Source organism: Acidobacteriota bacterium, assembly GCA_003225175.1.
Classification (GTDB): domain Bacteria; phylum Acidobacteriota; class Terriglobia; order Terriglobales; family Acidobacteriaceae; genus Gp1-AA112.
Window position 1 is genome coordinate 1 of record QIBA01000038.1, and the last position, 19421, is coordinate 19421.

The following is a 19421-nucleotide window of genomic DNA, read 5'->3' on the forward strand; positions in this document are numbered from 1 at the left end:
GCTTCGCATCGGCGCCAGCCGGCGGAGCGGCTATCACTGCAGATTTCCAGTGGCTCTGGCGAGTGCGCTTCGCGCAGGACCAGATCGAATTTGGGAATTTTATGTATTTGCTGTGGGAGTGTAAGAGAGTGGAACTGATTTCGGTCCGTCTTTAATCGTCGTTTCATTGTCATTCCGAACGAAGTGAGGAATCCCTACGGACGCCGATGTACGTGAGGACTCCAAGGCGTACGTTCTGTTTCGGAGCGACAAGCTAAACCGGGAGGCTATCGCGAACATTTTCGTGTCAGTAGGGATTCCTCACTTCGTTCGGAATGACAAAGAAGAGCCATGTCCAACTCACTCTTTCCCGATCTTCGCGGTCTCTCCTGGGCCTACACGCTCACACCCACATTTTCGAGTGGCGTGCAGCAGGCCACGAGCGGACGTGAAGTCCGCGCGGAGTTCTGGAGCGCGCCGCTGTGGAAGATCTCGTTGAGCTACGAGTTCCTGCATGATGATGCCCATCACGTGGATCAGAACGGGAACTCGGAGTTGCAACAGCTTGTCGGATTCTTTCTCGCGCGGCAGGGACAGTTTGATTCTTTCCTGATCGACCTGGCGCAGCTTACACGCAAGCCGCTCGATTCCACACTGAGCGGACAGCCGATCGGAGTCGGCGACGGCAGCACGATAGGTTTCCAACTGGTGCGCAACATCGGTGGATATCTGGAGCAGGTGCAGAATCCGGCCGGTCAGAGCGCGACTGTTTATCTGTCCGGAGCGCGAAAGACGCAGGGTACGGACTACACCATCAGCCATGGCGTCGTCAGCTTCGCGTCGGCGCCCGCCAGCGGAGCGGCTATCACTGCAGATTTCCAGTGGCTCTGGCGAGTGCGCTTCGCGCAGGACCAGATCGAATTTGGGAATTTTATGTATTTGTTGTGGGAGTGCAAGAGACTGGAACTAGTGAGCGTGAGAGTATGAAGAAATCGGGTGATCGGGTGACCCCACCCCAGCAATCGCAACACCGGCGCTTGCCGGGGACCCCGGTGATCGGGTCATCTGGTGAAGTAAGAAGTGTGACTCCAGGGTTTACATCACCCGATCACGCGATCACCCAATTGTGAGAGCAATCGGCGTTCGGCCAGTACGCATTGTTCTTCTTCCCGAAAAGAACCGGTCGCTGGCCGAACGCCGATTGCCGACCGCTGACAGCCATTAGTATGAAAACCGCCGGTCCATCCTTCATCAACTTCCTCGCCGCGAACACAGAGTTCGTGATGGCCGAGCTCTACGACATAACGCTCGCCGATGGCATGCAGCTCCATTACACGACCTTCGACCGAAATCTGGTTGTGGGCGGCACGACATACCTCTCCGGACCACCGAACTTCAGGCGCGGCACAGTCGAGGAGGTTCTCGGGCTCTCCAAGATTGGCACTCTCACCCTCCAGATTCACGCGAATCCGTCCGACACCATCGGCGGAGTGCCGATCCTGCAGAGGATCGCGCGCGGTGACTTCGACAAGGCGCAGATCACGGTGCGTCGTTTGTTCATGGATCCGAATTTGGCGCAGCAGGGAACGGTGATCAGGTTTGTCGGCAACATCGGAGATCTCGACGAACTCTCACGCACGATGGCGAAGTTCACCTGTAAGAGCAAAGTCGAGGATCTGAACATTCAGCTTCCGCGAAATCTCCTGCAACCCACGTGCATTCATACGCTGTTCGATTCTGGCTGCACGCTGACTAAGGCGAGCTTTGCCGTGATTGGAACGGTTCAAGCTGGAAGCACAATCAACAAGCTGCTGACGACTTTAAGCCAGGCAGACGCTTACTTCGATAACGGCCAGCTTGTGTTCACCTCGGGTACAAACAACGGTCATCTGGTCGCTGTGAGGAGGTATCTGAATTCCGGCGGGACGGTGTTGTTCGTTGTTCCGTTACCGGCTATTCCCGGCACGGGAGATACATTCACGATCTACCCCGGCTGTGACAAGACTCAGGCAACGTGCGCGGCGAAGTTCTCGAACCTGGCGAACTTCGGCGGGTTCCCGTATGTGCCGGCTCCGGAGACAGCCATTTGAAATCGGGTGATCGGGTGATCGGGCCATCGGGTGAAGTAAGAACAGAAGCGTCCCACATTTGCTCTATCGCTCGTTCCTGGCTTGGAACTCCTTACCATCACATGGGCCGCGTCAAAGGCGCCGGTGTTGACTGTGCGATGTTTCCTCTGGAGGTTTATCGCGAGGCCGGACTGATCGGCCACATTGAAATTCCGTACTATCCCCCGGACTGGATGCTGCACCGGTCTGAAGAAATTTTTCTCCGCATTGTTCAGCAGCATGCGACGGAACGGCCTGCGGTAGCGGGCCGCGACTTGGAAACAGGGCCCGCCGCTACTCGCACCCCAGGGGCCGCAACTGCGGCGTTCGCCGGGGACCCCGTCGCAGCGGGTTCTGCTTTGCCTGGCGATTTCGTCATTTATCGCTTCGGGCGGTGCTTTGCCCATGGTGCGATTGTTCTCGAGTGGCCCACGGTGATTCATGCGGTCAACGGCAAAGGTGTGATTCTCTCCGACGGCCAACGCGAAGGAATCCTGGTCGGAAGAGCGAAGAGGTTTTTCAGCTTATGGGAATGAAGGAATTCATTGCAGACCTGGAAGCCAGAGCTGTGCTGCTTCCGGCGTCTGTGTTCCCGCATGAGGAATATGACTTCTGCCTGCACTGCAGCCAACCTTTATATAAAGGGCGCTCGAACTTTCTCTCCATAGAACTCAGCTTCGAAGGCCAGTACGTTTGCGAAGTATGCTATGAGTTGCACCAGGTTATGTGGGGACGAGTGCACTTCCTAAAAGCCCAAAATCAGTATTACCTGCAGCAAGGACGCAAAAGGCTGCTTTTTCCAGATAGCAACTACTTCGAAGGGGGATGCTAGAGCAGTTAACTAGCAGCTGAAGAGTTGTCCATCTTTTCGCGCCCCAGGCCGCTCGCAGCCCAAAATACCGTTCTGCATTCCTTGCGCGTGCAGACTGCGGCATATGGGCAGGCGATTCCGATCGTCTATGGGCAGAATCGCATTTCGGGGAAGTTGATCTGGTATGGAGATTTCACGCCGATTGCGCAGAGTTCGAAGCAGGCGAGCGGCGGTAAGGGACTTGGCGGAGGTACGACTCGAACTACGAGTTACACCTACACGGCAGCTGTGGCAATTGCTTTGTGCGAAGGGCCGATCGCGCAGCTTTGCAACGTGTGGGATACGAAGGGCACTTTGCTGCTGGTCTCTGCTTCCGAGAATTTCACTGTGCCTGGCGGAGGTGGAAGCTATCAGCTCTCGCAGCATGCGAACTACTTTGCGCATTACGGAGTTTCGCGGCTCGATGCTTATTCGGTTAGCGCCAATGATTATGGTTCGGATGGTCCGACTACGCTCAGCGGAAGCCAGAGCAAGCCGATGTCGCTGGTGGGATCCTTGCCGGGCGCAGGCCAGTACACGCTCAATCCAGCTAGCGCAACCTTCGCATTCTCAGCAGCCGATGCCGGCAAGCAGGTCTCGATCACCTATGTTTATGGCGTCCCAAATTCGAACTCGAATGGACAGCCGTTACAGCAGCTTGCCCTCACGCTCTTCACTGGATCGCGTCCGCAGACGCCGTGGCCGTATCTGACATCGAACCATCCCGGACAGGATCTCGGTTACAACGGTCTTGCCTACCTCGCCGCGAGCGCGATGGACCTGGGCAGTTCGGGATCGCTGCCGAACTACAGCTACGAGGTGCTTGGACTGCTGCCCTTCGGTGGCGGGATCACCGATGCCGAGCCGGGAGCGATCGTGAACGATCTGCTCACGAATGCGTTTTACGGCGTGGGCTGGCCGGGGTCGCTGATCGCAGATTACTCCAATTTCTCCAGCTACTGCATGGCGAATGGAATGTTTCTGTCGCCGGTGATCGATTCGCAGCAGACTGCGGCGGCGCTGATCGACGATCTTATCGATCTGTCCAATGGCGCAGCTGTGTGGTCGGAAGGTGTGGTGAAGCTGAAGAGTTACGGCGACACCACTGCCGTCGCGAATGGCGCGATCTTCGTTCCGAATACCACACCCGTGTACGACCTGAGCGACCGCGATTTTCTGCGCAAGGACAATGACGATCCGGTGAAGGTGCTTCGCAAGTCGCGTGCCGATATCCTCAATGCGATCAAGATCGAGTTTGTAAACCGCGCCAACAGCTACAACGTCGAGATCGCCGAGGACAAAGACGATGCGAACATCGCGCTCTATGGTTTGAAGGCGGGAAGTCCTCGACAGGCGCATGCGGTCTGCGACGCTGCCGTCGCCAAGAAAGTCGCGAATCACAGGCGGATGCGCTCTGTTTATATCGATGGAGGCAGTGCGTACCGATTTACCCTGGGATGGCAGTACATCCTGCTTGAGCCCATGGACCTGGTCACGATTACCGATTCCAATCTGGGACTCAGCAGGCATCCGGTTCGCATTACCTCGATCAAGGAAAACGACGGTGGCGAGCTGGACTTCGAGGCTGAGGAATTCCCGTGGGGCACAGCTACTCCGACGGCTTATCCTTACTCGGCGGGAGCGGGTTTTGCGCCCAATCAACAGGCCGATCCAGGAGGCGTGAATCCTCCGATTATCTTTGAGCCGAACAACCGGCTCACGGGAGGCGCGCAGACTGGATATGAGATTTGGATTGGCGTTTCAGGGTTGAGTTCCAATTGGGGAGGATGCAACGTTTGGATCTCGCTCGATAATGCGACTTATCGGCGTATCGGTACGATCCATGGCGCCGCGCGAATGGGCGTGCTTACCGCGGCGCTGGCTTCCGGGTCCGATCCCGATACGGCAAACACGCTTTCGGTAGACCTTTCGCAAAGCTTCGGCACGCTGAGTTCGGGTTCGGTTGCCGATGCAGATAACTGGAGAACCGCCTGTCTGATCTATGACGGCTCAGGAAATTACGAGGTCCTCGCCTATCAGACGATGACCCTGACCGCGCCGAACCGATACACATCCAATGCGTACCTCCGCCGCGGAGCGTTTTCAACTCCGATCGGCGCCCATGCGAACGGAGCACAGTTTCTGCGGCTGGATGAAGCGGTCTTCGATTGGTCGTACGATCCTACGCTCATCGGCCAGACGGTTTATTTCAAGTTCACGAGTTTCAACAAATTCGAGCTGATGGAGCAGAGTCTCGCGAATGTGAGCGCCTACACGTATATGGTGCTGGGGCAATCGACCAGCACGGGCCTGATTCATTCGCAGGTCGTCGGATTTTCGGGAAAGACGCTCGCGGCGGGAAGCTACATTGATGTAAACAATTTTTCTCTGGCGGGCATCCAGGCGAACGATCAGGTTGCGGTCGCGCCCATCGGGAATATCGCCGGAACCGGATGGGACACAGTCTCCGTCACGGCACAGGTGCCTGCCGCAGGGCAGTTCAACATCATTATTAATAATCCATCAGGTGTAGCGAAGACGCTGCCGTTGCAGTTGTTCACGTTGCGGTATTTCCATTGATAATCGAAACAGAGCGTCGGAGCGCGGTCGCCTTCGGTGATAGGCATCGCTCCTGGTAAATAGAGGATTCCTCGAACGGTGCCGCCCTTACAGAGCTCTTTTACCCAGGGCTTACGCCGCTGGGCTATCTTCTTTAGCGCCTCCGGCGCGGGTGCACGCCGAAGCTTTGCGTCGGAGTGCCAGCAATTAAGTACCACTGACGGCCGCGCGGCAAGTTTTCGTCATGCGGTGGCCATATTCACTGACCAGCTCTTTACGAATTCTCCCAAGCGATCGAGCGCCTTGGGGAAATTTTCTCCGGCGGCGGCAAAGCCCAGGCGGAAGTGCGACGGGGTATCGAAGCAATCGCCGGGAGCCAGCAGGATTCCACGTTCGGCGGCTGCCTGGCAGAACCTACGGTCGTTCTCTCCGCTTAGCAGCCAAGGGAATGCGGTCATGCCGCCTTGCGGAGGAATCCAGCCGAGTACGTCGCGATGGTTCGCCATGAAGCCCTCGAGGAGCTTGAGATTTCGCGTGGCGGCTTGCTGGGCCTTGCCGAGCACGATGTCACGTTTGCGGATCGCGATTTCCGAAAGAATTTCTCCAGTGGTGGAGTTTGAGACCGAGAAGTAGGCGCGCGCAGTCCAGTATTGCTGGCGTCGCCGGGAGTCGTGCTCGATCATCCATCCCGTGCGCACACCCGGAATCGAGAATGCCTTTGACAGGTCGGAGATCACGGTGGCGTGCGGCAGGCGCGCCGCCGATTTCGTTGGTCTTCCGTGGTAGATGGGATGATAGACCTCGTCACTGACCAACTGGATTCCGCGCTCGGCGGTGAAATCGTGCAGAGCTTCCATCTCGGCGTCAGCGATGGTCGCGCCCGTGGGACTGTGCGGGCTGTTGACCAGGATGAGTTTGGTCTTTGAGTCGGCGAGCCGCTTGATCTCGTCGGGATCGATACGAAAGCCGTTCTCGCGGCGCACACGATAGAAGCGAGTTTCGAGGCCAAGAGATTCCGGGAGCGCCGAGAACGTAGTGAATCCAGGCAGCGGGATGATTACGTTCGCGCCGGGCTCGGCGGCCAGCCACATCAGGGCAACGAGCGCCTCGGAGGCGCCGGTCACGATCTGCACGGCCTCTAGCGGGACACGCTGCATTTCAGCGATGGCTTCACGCAGGCTGTCGGCGCCGGCAGGATGACCGTAGACCAGCTTATGGTTCAGGAAGCGGTGGCGCGCTTCGTCGTCGGCAAGGCCGAGGATCTCGTTTACCGTCCACGTCGGTCCGGTGCTCGCAGCGAGGTTAAATTCTATGTCGTGTTCGTACTGGTCGAGCCAGGCATCGAGCAGAAAGGGTTTGAATCGCATGCGAGCACCTCGAAGAAGAAGTTCGTTGCTCTCATTGATTCTACGACTCGGCGCCGGGATGATTTTTTCGTTTACGAGGGATGAAAATCCAGCGCCTAAAGAAAAACGTAGGTTGGCCGGCCTCAACCCCTTAAATGCGAGGCCGCCAAGCACGTACCGCGAGCATAGATTTGTTCTGGCAGGAAAATGCGGATCATGATTGTTGCATTTGCGTCATAACGGTGCCGCCCCGCTGGGACTCGACGTGTTTTTGGCTGGCATAACGCAGGGCTTACGCCGCTGGGCTATCTTCTTTCGCGCCTCCGGCGCTGGTTAATTGCCGCGATCCGCATTTTCGATTGTTTTCACTGATTCGTTTAGCAGCTTAGGAGCTCCGAAGCTATTTCCCTACGAGCTTGCCGAAAATGCAGATCATGATTGTTGCATTTGCGTCATAGCGGTGCCGCCCCGCTGGGGCTCAACGTGTTTTTGGCTGGATAACCCAGGGCTTACGCCGCTGGGCTATCTTCTTTCGTCCCCGGCGCTGGTTAAGCGCCACGATCCGCCTTTTCGCTTGTCTTCACGGATTCACTTAGCAGCTTAGAAGCTCGGGAGCTATTTCCCTTGATGAACAAAATATTGGGAACATTCGCAGTCGTGTGTCTTGCTGTTGCTGCCAATGCACAGAACTGGACGACGGTCAGCGCTTCCAACATCACCGATCTGAATCAGCAGAAGCTTGCGGCGGGCACTCTGTGCTTCCTGATTACGGATCTGAACGACAACCCTATTAGCGTCAACATTGGAGGCGGTGGGCAGTCGTTGCAGCGTCCTTTTTGTTCGTCTGTCACGAATGGCTCGGCGGCGAGTTTCACTGTTCCGAATCCCGCCAATACGGCTCCGGCGAATATCTCCTATCGCGTGACTGCGACTGACTCAAGCACCGGGCAAATCGTTCTGCGATATACCGAAGTTCAGTTCACGGGTGGAACATTCAATTTCGATAACTACGTTCCCGGATTCAATCTTCCTCTGGGCAGCAGTGCGCCGGTGCTGAGCGTCGGCAGTTTGACCATCACGGGATCGTGCACTGGATGCGGATCGGGCGGAGGGGGAGGGTACGGCACGATCCAGAATGCCGGCACATCGTTGGCACAGCGGGCGACAGCCAATTTCTTCAGCGGCATCAGTTGCACTGATAACTCAGGATCGACGCGAACCGATTGCCAGATTGATCAGAGTTTCAATCCCACCTGGACTGGCACGCACACCTTCAATGGCACAGCAAACATCGCGGGAACATTCCAGATTGGCGGAGCGGCGCCGCAGGGGAAGATCCCAATCGGGAATGGCAGCAGCTATGTGCCTGGCGATCCACTGGTTCAGGGAACCCAAGCGGAGGGTTCGACTTCGACGGCCAATCCTGTTGTGATCGGCGGATACGACACTGCCGGAACGCCAGCTATTCATCGCGCTGTCACTCTGAACGGCGCGCCGGCGGGAACCGAGTACGGCATCGTCACACGTAATATTCCCGGCGGCACGCAGACCGTTACGGGAACGGTCACAGCCAACGTTGGCTCGAGCAACGGGGTCGCGCTCGACGCGACCCTCACCAGCGGAAGTCTCAAGGCGCAAGGCAATGTGGCGTCAGCCAGTGCCGATTCCGGCAATCCGGTCAAAGTTGGCGGTGTTTTCAATGCGACGCAACCGGCGGTCACGAATGCACAGCGGGTCGATGCGCAGTTCAGCAATCGTGGAGAGCTGCTCATCGCAAAAGGCGTAAGCGGCTTCTCCATCGACAATACCGGGTTCAACATAAACAACACTCCGGCCGTGAGCCAGTCTGGAAGCTGGACGGTTCAACCCGGCAATACCGCGAATACCACTCCATGGTTGGTTCAGGGGAACTTATCGAGCAATGGCGCTGGGGCTGGATCCAATCGAGTTGGCACGCTCGATGGTATTGCTCAAACCGATTTCAATAATGGGACGGCGGCAACTCAGGGGCGCGATGTCGCGCCGAACGTTGGCACCGATGGACTGCTTTGGACGGCACAGCTTCCGGCGATGCGTCCGGCCAGCTATGTTGGCAGCGCGAACTTCGCCGGGAGTTCGACTACAGACAACGCGTGTCTGCCAGGAAACGCTTCGAACACGGTGTTGCTGACCAGAGTCAAAGTCTCCTGCACGCAGACTACAGCCGGAATCGTGTTGATGAAGATCATCAAGCGCTCGACCGCCGATTCCGGTGGAACCTCTGCGGCAATCACTGCTGTAGGGGATGACTCGAACTACTCTGCTGCCGTGAGTGCCCCGTTGTCCTATACCGGAACTGGACCGACAGTAGGAACCGCACTCGGGTTTATCGATGAATACTATCTCGGCTGTCTCGCTTTAGGAACAGCCGCGCCCAATGACATCTACATCCTGAATCGTACGCAGAAGCCGATCGTGCTTCGCGGGACGGCACAGGAAGCATGCGTCAACTTCAATAACTCTGCTCTGACCGGCGGCAACTTGAATGTGACGTTCGAGTGGATTGAAACCAAGACGATCGCGCCGTAAGCACATGAAATCCCGATTCTGCCTTTTCGTGCTGTGGTCATCGTGTCTGGCTGCACAAACGTTCATCCAGGCAGCCCAGAATGGTGTGACTGCTTCCACAGCGGTGACCGTCAATATCAACACCAATTCCGGGAATGCTGTCGTGGTGTGGTGCACCCAAGGCGCGAACAACACTTCCACGCTGACGATCACCGACAGCGCCTCGCAAACCGGATGGGCGCAAACATCCAGCGGGTATGCGAGCCAGGGCACGAGCGATCGCTCAGCAATTTTCTACAAAAGCAACTCGGCTGCTCTAACCAGCGTTACCTGCACCTGGTCAGGATCGTTGAGTGCCACGCTGGGTGCGACGGTCTTTGAGCTTGCCGGCATTGCAAGTTCCGGAGCCGAAGATTCCAGCGTAAACAGTGGCCAAGCCACCACCACCACGGCTACAAGCGGTTCGCTGAGTACGACCAGCGCCAGGGACATTCTGTTGTTCGCAGTGCGTTGGAGCGGAGCGGTCACAAGTCCCACTGCGGGATCCGGTTACACACTTCCGGCAAACGCCACTTCCACGCGAACCACGATGGAATACAAGATCGTGAGCACTACGCAATCCGCAGTAACTACGACATTGACGTGGACCAACAGCGTGAACGACGCAAATATCTTCGCGGCATTCAAAGCTGCGACGGTAGCCCCGACAGGATTGAGCAAGCAACGCCGGTACGAGCAGGTGGATCGATGAGAAAGCTGTTCATAACTTTGGCGATCGCGTGTCTGGCGGTCAGCGCGCGCGCACAGAACTGGACTTCGGTTTCCAGCTCAAATCTGACAGACCTCAACCAGCAGAAGCTGGCTTCGGGAACGTTGTGCTTCCTGGGTACCGATCAGAACGATATTCCCATTAGCTTCCAGGTAGGCGGCGGCGGACAGGTGCTGGCGCGTCCTTTCTGTGTCTCTGTAACCAACGGCGCAAGCGCAGCATTGTTGGTTCCGAATCCGCAGAACACGCAACCGCAGGGAATCTACTACCGTGTGACAGTGACGGACTCCGCCACCAGCCAGCCAGTGCTGAAGTACACGGCGGTTACTTTCAGCGGCGCATCGTTCAATCTGGATCAATATGCGCCGCAGTATCCAGGACTCGTGAGCGCTCCCGGGGCAACGAGCACTTCGGGCAATTTTACGGTCAACGGGAATCTTAGTGTGACCGGTGCTGTGAGCGGCACGTACGTGTTTGGATCAGCTCCCTTTTCGGGATTGCCCGGCTCGGCTGCTTACGGCACGCTCCAGGTGGTAAGCGATGAACAGCGCGGCCCGTTCATTCAGAACTATCTTCAGACCCACTGGATTCCGATTTCGCCGTGGCTAAACCTTGATCAGTTCACGAAGGGCGATGCCGTCTATCTGAACTCTGCCTGCAACTCGACCAATGCCAGCTACTCGGTCATTTGCACGGGGGCTAACTTCAGCAGTACCGATGTGGGAAAGCTGGTTGTGCTCTTCGGTGCTCGGGCAAACGGATCAGGCGCAACGGCAACAACTACGCTCTCCGGCGGCGCGATCGCTACGCCGAGTGTCACTGCCGCGGGGTCGGGGTACCTAACGCGCCCGACTGCAACAATCAGCGGCCTGACGTGCACTTATATCCCCGAACTCAGAGTCAACTTGTCGGGATCGAACTATGCGACCGGCAACACCGTGGCATCGATCAGCGTGATCTACGCCGGATCGGGATGCACCGGAACTCCAAGCATCACGATTACTTCTGGTCCGCCTCTCGCGCTGGCAGGAACAATCGCGAGTGTGGCCAACGCGACCACGATTGTTCTGACGACGAACATCGCGCCATCTCTGACCCGGAGCGGCCTTTCCATCCTCTATGGATCGGATGATACCTCGAATATCAACTCGGCTTTGCAGGCACTCGCACCGAACACCGATCAGGGGCTGAATCCCATTTCGGTTTACTGCGGGCGTCTGTACATGACCTCGGCCGCGATCAATATTCAGAACAAAGCGGTCGAGCTGACCTCTCCTGGACCGGGAAACCTGAGTTCTGCGGCGGCGCAACAGGGCTGCGGATTTTTCCTGGTCAATACCAATTATTCCAGCCCGACGGATGCGCTCTATATCGCGGGCGCGCAGTTCAGCAGCCTGAAGGGCATACACATCTTCGGCGTTTCGGGCAACAAGCAGCGCGCGGCCGTGCGGCTGCAGCAGGCTGCTTCGGGCCAGAATCACAATACGCAGTACAACCGCTTTTTCGACAACCTGATTGGTCCCTGGTACACCGGCGGCGCTAACGGCAGCGATCCTGAGGCGAATAGTTGTTTCACCGGCTCGTTCACGCTAAATCAGTGTGCGCAGTTCCAGTATGGCTTCTTCTTCGACCAGCCCAACGCAAATAACGACCAGATGATGTTTGCGAACGACATGGTAGTTGGAGCAGATATCGGCTTCTACCAGTTCGCCAACCAGTCCGCGGAACTGCTGCTCGATCGCTACATGTGTTTCGGCTGCGCCGTCGGAATCAAAGCGAATGCCAACATTATCGTGCGTGACTCGGACATCTCGAATGCCTCTGACTGTGACATCGTGCTTGGAGACACGACTTACAGCGGAACGAATCTGGGAATCGTTCTCGATCTGCAACATTACTCTTCCGAAGGGGGCCATCGTTTTCTTTGTGGGGACGCGCAGACCTCGGCGGTCGATAACATCTCCATCTTCCTTCATGGGCAAATCAACTGGCAGGTAACCAGCAGCACAATTAAGAGCGGCCAGATCATCGACTTCAGCGGCATGAACTTCGGTCCGAACATCTCCGTTGCCGGCGATCAGAACGTGATGCCTAATGTCCTCGGAGTCGTGCCGGCGACGACCGCTCCGATCAACATGAACTGGTATGTGGCGGGAGCAGCGAATGGTCCGAACCTGGTGCAGAACGGAGCGGATGTTTCGGCGAATGTTCCCGATCCACCGATGGCAAATTTCAAGAACCTGCAACTGACGTACCCCGACTTCCGGCATTCGCAGTGGGTGAAGCGCGATTGGACGTTGAACGTCGGACAAGGGCAACGCTGCCACACCGACATGGTTTACTTCGGCGGCGATCCCGATTCGATTGAGTGCAACAACACAACCATTCTGGGAAAGAGTCGGATCTTCGGCGAGCTGCTGGTGAACTCGATTGGCGCGCCGTCTTCGCCGACGTGTGCGAAGCTTTCCGGGTCGGGCACGACCACGTACTTCTACAAGATCGCCGGCCTCGTGAGTGGAATCATCGGACCCGCATCTGCTGAGACGAGCTGTGCGGCTCAAGCGGCATCGCTCTTGAGTTCAGCTGTGAATCAAGCTTGTGCGGTCCCGGTGGCTGGAGCGCAGCAGTACGCAATCTACGAATCAACAACTACCGGCACGGAGAAGTTGCTTGCGACAGTTCCAGCTGACCAAATGGTGCCGGGTCCAAGCAATACGGTTTGCTACAACGATCAGACAGGTAGCGCGGCGGGCGCTAATCCGTTCAATATAGATTCAACTGGCGGCGCGATTTTCCAGGGCCCAGTCACAGCGCAAGGATTGACGCTTACGGGAAGCAACGCGCTTGCGGTTCCCAGTTTGAACATTAACGGCGATGGGAACATGACGAAGAATCCGAGAATCGCATGGAATGGATACCTCGGAGCCACCAGCAATAATCCCAACATCGTGTTCGCACAATGGAGCAACAGCACACCGCTGAAGATCACAACGATCAATGTCATCGCCCTTTCTGCGGCCGCAGGTTGTACGACAGCGACGCAGTTCTTTGTTCATGACGTAGCGGCCAGCAGCAACAGCACAGCGGCAACTGTGCCGAACGGCTCTGGCTCGGGATCTGCTACCGGTCTTAACTTCGCGGTCAATGCTGGTGACACCATTCAGCTGATGTATACGGCTGCCGGCTGTACTACGCAGGCACAGCTGATCAATGCGACAGTCGAAGTCGAGCCGCAGTAAACCAGGGGATAGTCGCAGTGGCAGCTCCTGCTTTGGCGCGACGAATCTGTTTTTCATCTCAGCAAACTTCCTTCCGTAGAAGTCAAAAGCAGATCCCTCGCGCCACAAACCGGCGCTTCGGGATGACAGTAATGTTTTCGGGAAATCAGTGCTGGAGTAATCGGCTGACGCTCTGCTCGCATTTCTTGTCACGCCTCTTGCCCGCTGTGTGAATTTCACGAGGTTAGGAGCTGAAAATGTCCGTTACAACGAGGAAGGATCTATCCAGTCGTGGCGAACGCCGCTTCCAGCTGTTTGGCGGCTGGTTGAAGGTGAATGCGCATACGGTGGTTGTCGTGGGAGTGCTTCTTGGCGGATGGATTGCGAACTTCGCCACGCTATCGGCGCGCATGACCGATGTGGAACGCGTTGAGGGCAGGTTGGAGCAGCGCTTCGATCGCGATGTTGTGCCGCGACAGGAGCAGGAGGTGCGTGATCGCATGCTCGATCAGCGGCTCGAGCAAATGCAGCGCAGCCTTGATGCCATCCAGCAGGAGTTGCGACGACAGTCGCGTTGAACACAAAGCCATGGCGAACTTTGAAGAAGCTCTTGTCTTCGTGCTGCGCAATGAAGATCCGCATTTGAGCGGCGTGGTCACGAACGATTCGGGGGGACGAACGCGCTTTGGCATCGCCGAACGCTTTCATCCGCAACTGGGCGACGAGTTCTATAACGGGTCCTCGGAGTCAGCTGTGGAGCGCGCTCGTGAGATCTACCGATCAGAGTACTGGCGGGCGATTCGCGGCGATGAGATTAGTGACCAGGCGATCGCGACCAAACTTCTCGATATGGCCGTGAACATGGGTGCACGCCAGGCAATCGTTCTCTGCCAGCAGGCACTTAACGCGATGGAATTCCAACTGCGTGAAGACGGAATCTACGGAGCACGCACCCTCGCGGCAATCAATCGAGCGAACGGTGCGCTTTTGGCTGTTCACCTTCGCGAATCATGCGCCAGCTTTTATCAGCATCTTGCAGCCGTACGCCCGGATGCTGAGCAGTATCTTCACGGCTGGCTCGCTAGAGCTAAAGCCTAGGTCTCCTGCTTCACAAACAACGACGTGTTGTGGCACAGCCCCGCCGCTGTGTCCGACGCGCCGTACACAGGCGAGGGCGCCTGTGCCACAAGTTCTGAGGATTCCGATGAACCTTCACAAGCTCTATCTCAGTTTGTTTCTCATTCTCTGTCTTGGAACTGTGATTGTGGGCGCCGCATGGCGCGATCACGTTCGTGAGGATGCTCATCGCGATGCTGTCATCGAAACGCAGCAGTCGGATATCAGCGGATTGGAGCAACGAATTGCGGCCGCGCGCAACGATGCGCTTGCTCAGATCGCCGCGCTGGACAACCAGCGGAAGGCACTTGCGTCCACTCCGCAGCGGGCGCGTGAGGTGATCCGTGAACTCGTGCCCATGCAGTCACCGATTCAGCAAATGGCGCCGCTTACACCGAAGTCTCCGCCGGATGCGCCTAGCGCGCTCCTTACGAAACAGCAGGAGATCGAACTGGCACAGTACGCCATCTCCTGCAAGCAATGCTCCGTGGAGCGAGATCAGATCGAGAGCGAACTCAAAGATCAGCAGGAGATCATCTCGCGCCAGAAGGTTGAGCTCAATGCGGCGAAAAAGTCGGCAAAGGGCGGCTCCATTTGGCAGAGAACAGTGCGGATTGCAAAATGGGGAGCGATTTTTGGCGGACTGGGATATGCAGTTGGGAGGACTCAACGATGACCAAGCTCACGGAAGCAGTTCAGGAATTGCTTGGCACCTTCAACGCCGCAGTGGGAGTGTTGAACGGAGTCCACACGAACGTATGGGCAATATTGCTTGTACTCTCCGCCATGAGTCTCTATCACGAGGGAAAAGACAGCGCTGCTCTGGCCATCACAACCGGAGCATTTGCAATGTTGCAATCAGGAAGGACAGTGTCTGGCGATAAGTAAATGTAATATCTAATAGATATATATTTAGGCAGCCACTACATCTTGTGGATTGACGAACAAAAGGCGAATAACTAAGCTGCTGGTCATGGCGGAGCGCTCCTGGCGAAGCGTTTCGCAGACAAGGCACGCCCAGCAATGCGGTGCAGAACGGGCCGGCGTTCTCTCCGGCCGGAAGGGCAGACCAGACCATGCATGACTCACTCCACCCAGAACTCACCTTTGCCGAAGCTGCCGACGTGTGGCTTAACTCGCGGACTATGTCGCCGGGCAGCCGGGCTCGTTACATCTCTCCTCGAACTCTGATGGACCTGCTGCAATACATTCGAGCGCTCAACCGCAAGTTCGGCACCGTGCCGCTGAACAACATTGATATTGGCTTATTGCGCGAGTATCAACGCGAACGCGCCGAGACATGCGGCGCAAACAAGATCAATCAAGAAGTCGGCACTCTCGTAAGGATCATGAAGCGTGCTGGCGTGTGGAGTCAGCAGCTGGAGCAATGCTATGAGCGGCTGCAGCCCGAGCAAGCTGATGTCGCTCGGGCGATGACGCCGGAAGAGCAGAAGATGTTTCTTGGTGCAGTGTCAAGCCGGGCGGAGTGGCAGTTGGTGTACTGGTATTCGCTGCTGGCGCTTGCGACCTCGGCCTCGAATTGCGAGATGCGCGGCATTCGTCTGGGCGATATCAATCTCTACAGTAAGACCCTGCACATTCGCCGCGAGCACGCGAAGAATCGCTATCGCATCCGCACCATCCCGATGCACGACGAAGCAGTGTGGGCCGTTACCAGGCTCATTGAGCGTGCGCGAAGCCTGGGCGCTGTGAGTCCTCATCATCATTTAATGCCATTCCGTGTATCGCCGATCCGGTGGGATCTCGAGCGGCCGATGTCGAACAGCGGCATCCGCAAGGCTTGGGAAGCGGTGCGGCAGGCTGCGGGGGTGCCCTGGCTGCGAATTCACGATCTGCGACACACTGCGATCACGCGCATGGCCGAAGCCGGCGTTCCCATTCCGGTAATCCTCAGCATGGCGGGACACATCAGCACGCGGATGCAGCAGCACTACACCTCAGTCAGCGACTTCGCCAAACGACGGGCGGTGGAAGCGGCGTTCGGCGCGGGGAATTACATGGTCTCAGGCGGGCGACTGCTTGGCGATGATCCACGGCCGCGATGCACGGCGCCGCGAAGAAGAAAAGTAGAAGCGCAGCATGCTGCTTCTTGCGAGGAGGCGTCCAGGCCCAAGCCTGCGGGGTGCTGCGATTGAGGATGGTAGAGACGCAGCATGCTGCTCTTCTACCAAATGTTTTTCGGCCGTCCGCATCGTGCGGGCGGCCTTTTTTGTTTGCGCAACGATTTACACTGCTGGCGTATGCGCTGCCGTCTTCTGAGCTGCCTTCTGGCTATCCTGCCGGTTTTTTCTTTTTGTACGACCCCGAGCGGCATTCCTCGTGAGTTGGCGCAGGAGCGGGCGCGCCTCATCTCCGATCTGCATTACCGGCTGCAGTTCACACTCGTCCCGCACGCCTCCACGACTGCCGGACATGAGGACCTGACATTCCGATTACAGTCGGCTGCACCCCTGCTGATTGATTATCGCGAAGGTACGGTGCATAAGCTGCTGATCAATGACAGGGATACGCCGATACAGGCGGAGAACGGACACATTCTGCTGCCGCAAGAGAAGCTGCGAGGAGGCGAGAATCACATTGCATTCGATTTCGAGTCACCGGTTGCCCCTGCAGGCAAGGCGATCACTCGATACGAAGACAAGGATGATGGCAGCGAGTACCTCTACACGCTCTTTGTGCCGATGGATGCAAGCATGGCATTTCCTTGTTTCGACCAGCCGGATCTGAAGGGGCGGTTCACTCTAACCCTAGACATTGCAAACAACTGGATCGCTGTTTCGAATACTTCATCCAAAAGCTGGGATCGCATTCCCGGCAATCGGACAGAGATTTTTTCCGAAACCGAGCCGATCAGCACCTACCTCTTTGCCTTCGCCGCTGGTCCGTTCCGCAAAGTGCATGAGACAGCCGGATTGCCTGGCGTCTATGTGCGCAACTCGCAATATGAACGAGCGGTCGCTGAGGCTCCCGAGCTGCAACAGATCACCGCCGAGGGCATGAAATTCCTCGGCGACTACTTTGCTCAGCCCTTTCCTTTTCCCAAATACGATCTGGTGCTGATTCCGGGATTTGCGTATGGCGGCATGGAGCACGCGGGAGCGACGTTTCTCCGGGAAGAGTCTGTCTTGTTTCGCACGGCACCCACGCACAGTGATTTGATTGGCCGCGACCTGCTCAGCCTCCACGAGCTGACGCATCAATGGTTCGGCGACTTCACTACCATGCGTTGGTTCGACGATCTATGGTTGAAGGAGGGTTTCGCGCAGTATATGGCGTATCGCGCGCTCGATCGGCTCAAACCAGAGGAACACGTCTGGCAGCGCTTCTACCTGGCCATGAAGCCCGCGGCTTATGCTATCGATTCCACTCTCGGAACCACTCCGATCTACCAGGACATCGATAATTTGCAGAATGCAAAGTCCGCGTATGGAGCCATCGTGTATTCCAAAGCGCCGGGATTGCTGCGGCAACTCGCCTTCATCGTGGGCGATGAGCATTTCCGTGGCGGATTGCGGATCTATCTGAAAGAGCACCAGTATGGGAACGCCGCGTGGAGCGATCTGGTGAAGGCTCTGGAGAGGGCCTCGGGAAGATCGCTGGAGGAATGGGCGCGCGCCTGGATTCGCCGACGCGGCATGCCGCAGGTGGATGTTTTCTGGAGCTGTAAATCGGGACGAATTGAACATTTTTCTCTCAGCCAGCACGATGTGCTGAACGAGGGCGGTGTATGGCCGATCGCGACCCAGATTCTGCTGAGCGATCACCATGCTCCACCGTTACGCATTCGCGCAGAGCTCGCCGGGGCAAAGGCAGAGATTTCGGAGGCTATCGGCAAGCCTTGTCCTGCGCTCGTTTTCGCCAACGAGGAAGACTACGCATATGGGCGGTTTCTCCTTGATCGTGAGAGCCGACGAATCGTTGAAAACCGAATTGGGAATATCGCAAATCTGTTCGAGCGGACGGTCTTATGGGGATCGTTGTGGGATTCAGTGCGCGAAGTTCAAATGGCCCCCTGGGACTACCTGTCCCTGACTCGTCATTTTCTTCCCGGCGAGCAAGACGAATCTTTAGCCCAGTCGCTCACTGCCCGCACTGTTACTGCACTGCATCGCTATGTAAGTTCACAAACGCGTGCCGAATTCGTTGCAAGCTTCGAAACCATGGCCGCGGATCGAATGCAACACGCGCCGGACCAAGGAATGCGCATTATTTGGTTCCGATTCTTTCGAGCTGTGGCCGAAACTCCATCGGGCCGAAGCGGACTGAAGCAATTGCTCTCCGGGTCCAGCCAGGTTCCTGGTGTGCAACTTCGTCCTCTTGATCGCTGGAATATGGTGACTTCGTTGATCGCGCTCTCGGATGGTGACGGAGAAAAAGTCCTTTTGTCAGAAAAAGAGCGCGACCATTCAGGCGATGGCCTGAAGTACGCCTATGTTGCCGACGCCGCGCGTCCCGACGGGGCAGCTAAAAAGAAATATTTCGACGATTATCTGCACAATGCCAACCGCCCAGAGGATTGGGTTGAGCAAAGTTTGCCGGCATTCAACTACTGGAATCAATCCGAGCTGACGTCGTCGTACTTAAATCCCGCGCTCGAGGCTTTGCCGCAGGTGAAGCGGGAGCGCAAGATCTTCTTCCTGCTCGCCTGGCTCGGAGCATTCATCGGAGGACAGCAATCCGCCGCGGCCGATGCTGAAGTTCACGATTGGTTGAAGACGGGAAGCCTCGATCGTGATCTGCGGTTGAAGGTGCTTGAGGTAGTGGATGAGCTCGATCGCACCGTAAGGATTCGCCAGCGGTATCCGTAGCCTGGATCTTCAGTTGGGCTGTGGAAATGCGGGTGAAGTTTGATTTCTAGAACAACGGATTATGAGACCGTCGCTCTATGTTGGCCAATCCGTTGCTCTA

15 protein-coding genes are annotated in these 19421 nt (G+C 56.9%); 14 read left to right on the plus strand and 1 reads right to left on the minus strand.

Going from position 1 to position 19421, the window contains the following annotated elements:
• The 6 genes from DMG62_08180 to DMG62_08205 all read left to right on the plus strand — a co-directional run.
• A partial coding sequence (locus DMG62_08180) for a hypothetical protein (protein PYY23342.1) occupies positions 1-155 on the plus strand: 155 nt, incomplete at its 5' end.
• Between the two features lie 175 nt (positions 156-330).
• The gene (locus tag DMG62_08185; protein ID PYY23343.1) at positions 331-966 is read left to right on the plus strand and encodes a hypothetical protein; all 636 of its coding nucleotides are present in this window, start codon (positions 331-333) and stop codon (positions 964-966) included.
• A 239-nt stretch (positions 967-1205) separates the two neighbouring features.
• Positions 1206-2069 carry a hypothetical protein gene (locus DMG62_08190; protein ID PYY23344.1) on the plus strand — a complete coding sequence of 288 codons (864 nt, stop codon included), beginning with the start codon at positions 1206-1208 and terminating at the stop codon, positions 2067-2069.
• A gap of 101 nt (positions 2070-2170) precedes the next feature.
• Positions 2171-2623: a hydrolase gene (locus DMG62_08195; GenBank protein PYY23345.1), complete on the plus strand. Its 453-nt coding sequence runs from the start codon at positions 2171-2173 to the stop codon at positions 2621-2623.
• Positions 2620-2919, plus strand: a complete 300-nt coding sequence (locus tag DMG62_08200) for a hypothetical protein (protein ID PYY23346.1) — start codon at positions 2620-2622, stop codon at positions 2917-2919. The genes DMG62_08195 and DMG62_08200 overlap by 4 nt, the downstream gene beginning before the upstream one ends.
• 24 nt (positions 2920-2943) lie before the next feature.
• Complete coding sequence (locus tag DMG62_08205) at positions 2944-5517, plus strand: hypothetical protein (protein ID PYY23347.1); 2574 nt, start codon at positions 2944-2946, stop codon at positions 5515-5517.
• 221 nt (positions 5518-5738) lie between these two features.
• On the opposite strand, the gene DMG62_08210 is transcribed toward DMG62_08205, so the two are convergent.
• Positions 5739-6863: an aminotransferase gene (locus tag DMG62_08210; GenBank protein PYY23348.1), complete on the minus strand. Its 1125-nt coding sequence runs from the start codon at positions 6861-6863 to the stop codon at positions 5739-5741.
• Positions 6864-7469: 606 nt separating this feature from the next.
• Between DMG62_08210 and DMG62_08215 the strand changes: the two genes are divergently transcribed.
• The 8 genes from DMG62_08215 to DMG62_08250 all read left to right on the plus strand — a co-directional run bounded on the left by DMG62_08215 (position 7470) and on the right by DMG62_08250 (position 19321).
• A complete protein-coding gene (locus tag DMG62_08215; protein ID PYY23349.1) occupies positions 7470-9410 on the plus strand; it encodes a hypothetical protein in 1941 nt (646 codons plus the stop codon).
• 4 nt (positions 9411-9414) lie between these two features.
• A complete protein-coding gene (locus DMG62_08220) occupies positions 9415-10140 on the plus strand; it encodes a hypothetical protein (GenBank protein ID PYY23350.1) in 726 nt (241 codons plus the stop codon).
• Complete coding sequence (locus tag DMG62_08225; protein PYY23351.1) at positions 10137-13397, plus strand: hypothetical protein; 3261 nt, start codon at positions 10137-10139, stop codon at positions 13395-13397. The genes DMG62_08220 and DMG62_08225 overlap by 4 nt, the downstream gene beginning before the upstream one ends.
• A gap of 396 nt (positions 13398-13793) precedes the next feature.
• Positions 13794-14474 carry a hypothetical protein gene (locus DMG62_08230; GenBank protein PYY23352.1) on the plus strand — a complete coding sequence of 227 codons (681 nt, stop codon included), beginning with the start codon at positions 13794-13796 and terminating at the stop codon, positions 14472-14474.
• A gap of 106 nt (positions 14475-14580) precedes the next feature.
• Entirely contained in the window at positions 14581-15168 is a 588-nt protein-coding gene (locus DMG62_08235) for a hypothetical protein (GenBank protein ID PYY23353.1), read from the plus strand.
• On the plus strand, positions 15165-15380 hold the full coding sequence (locus tag DMG62_08240) for a hypothetical protein (protein ID PYY23354.1): 216 nt from the start codon (positions 15165-15167) through the stop codon (positions 15378-15380). Before DMG62_08235 ends, DMG62_08240 begins: the two co-directional genes overlap by 4 nt.
• Positions 15381-15520: 140 nt before the next feature.
• Complete coding sequence (locus DMG62_08245; GenBank protein PYY23355.1) at positions 15521-16648, plus strand: hypothetical protein; 1128 nt, start codon at positions 15521-15523, stop codon at positions 16646-16648.
• 105 nt (positions 16649-16753) lie between these two features.
• Positions 16754-19321, plus strand: a complete 2568-nt coding sequence (locus tag DMG62_08250) for a peptidase M1 (protein ID PYY23456.1) — start codon at positions 16754-16756, stop codon at positions 19319-19321.
• The last annotated feature ends 100 nt before the right edge of the window (positions 19322-19421 follow it).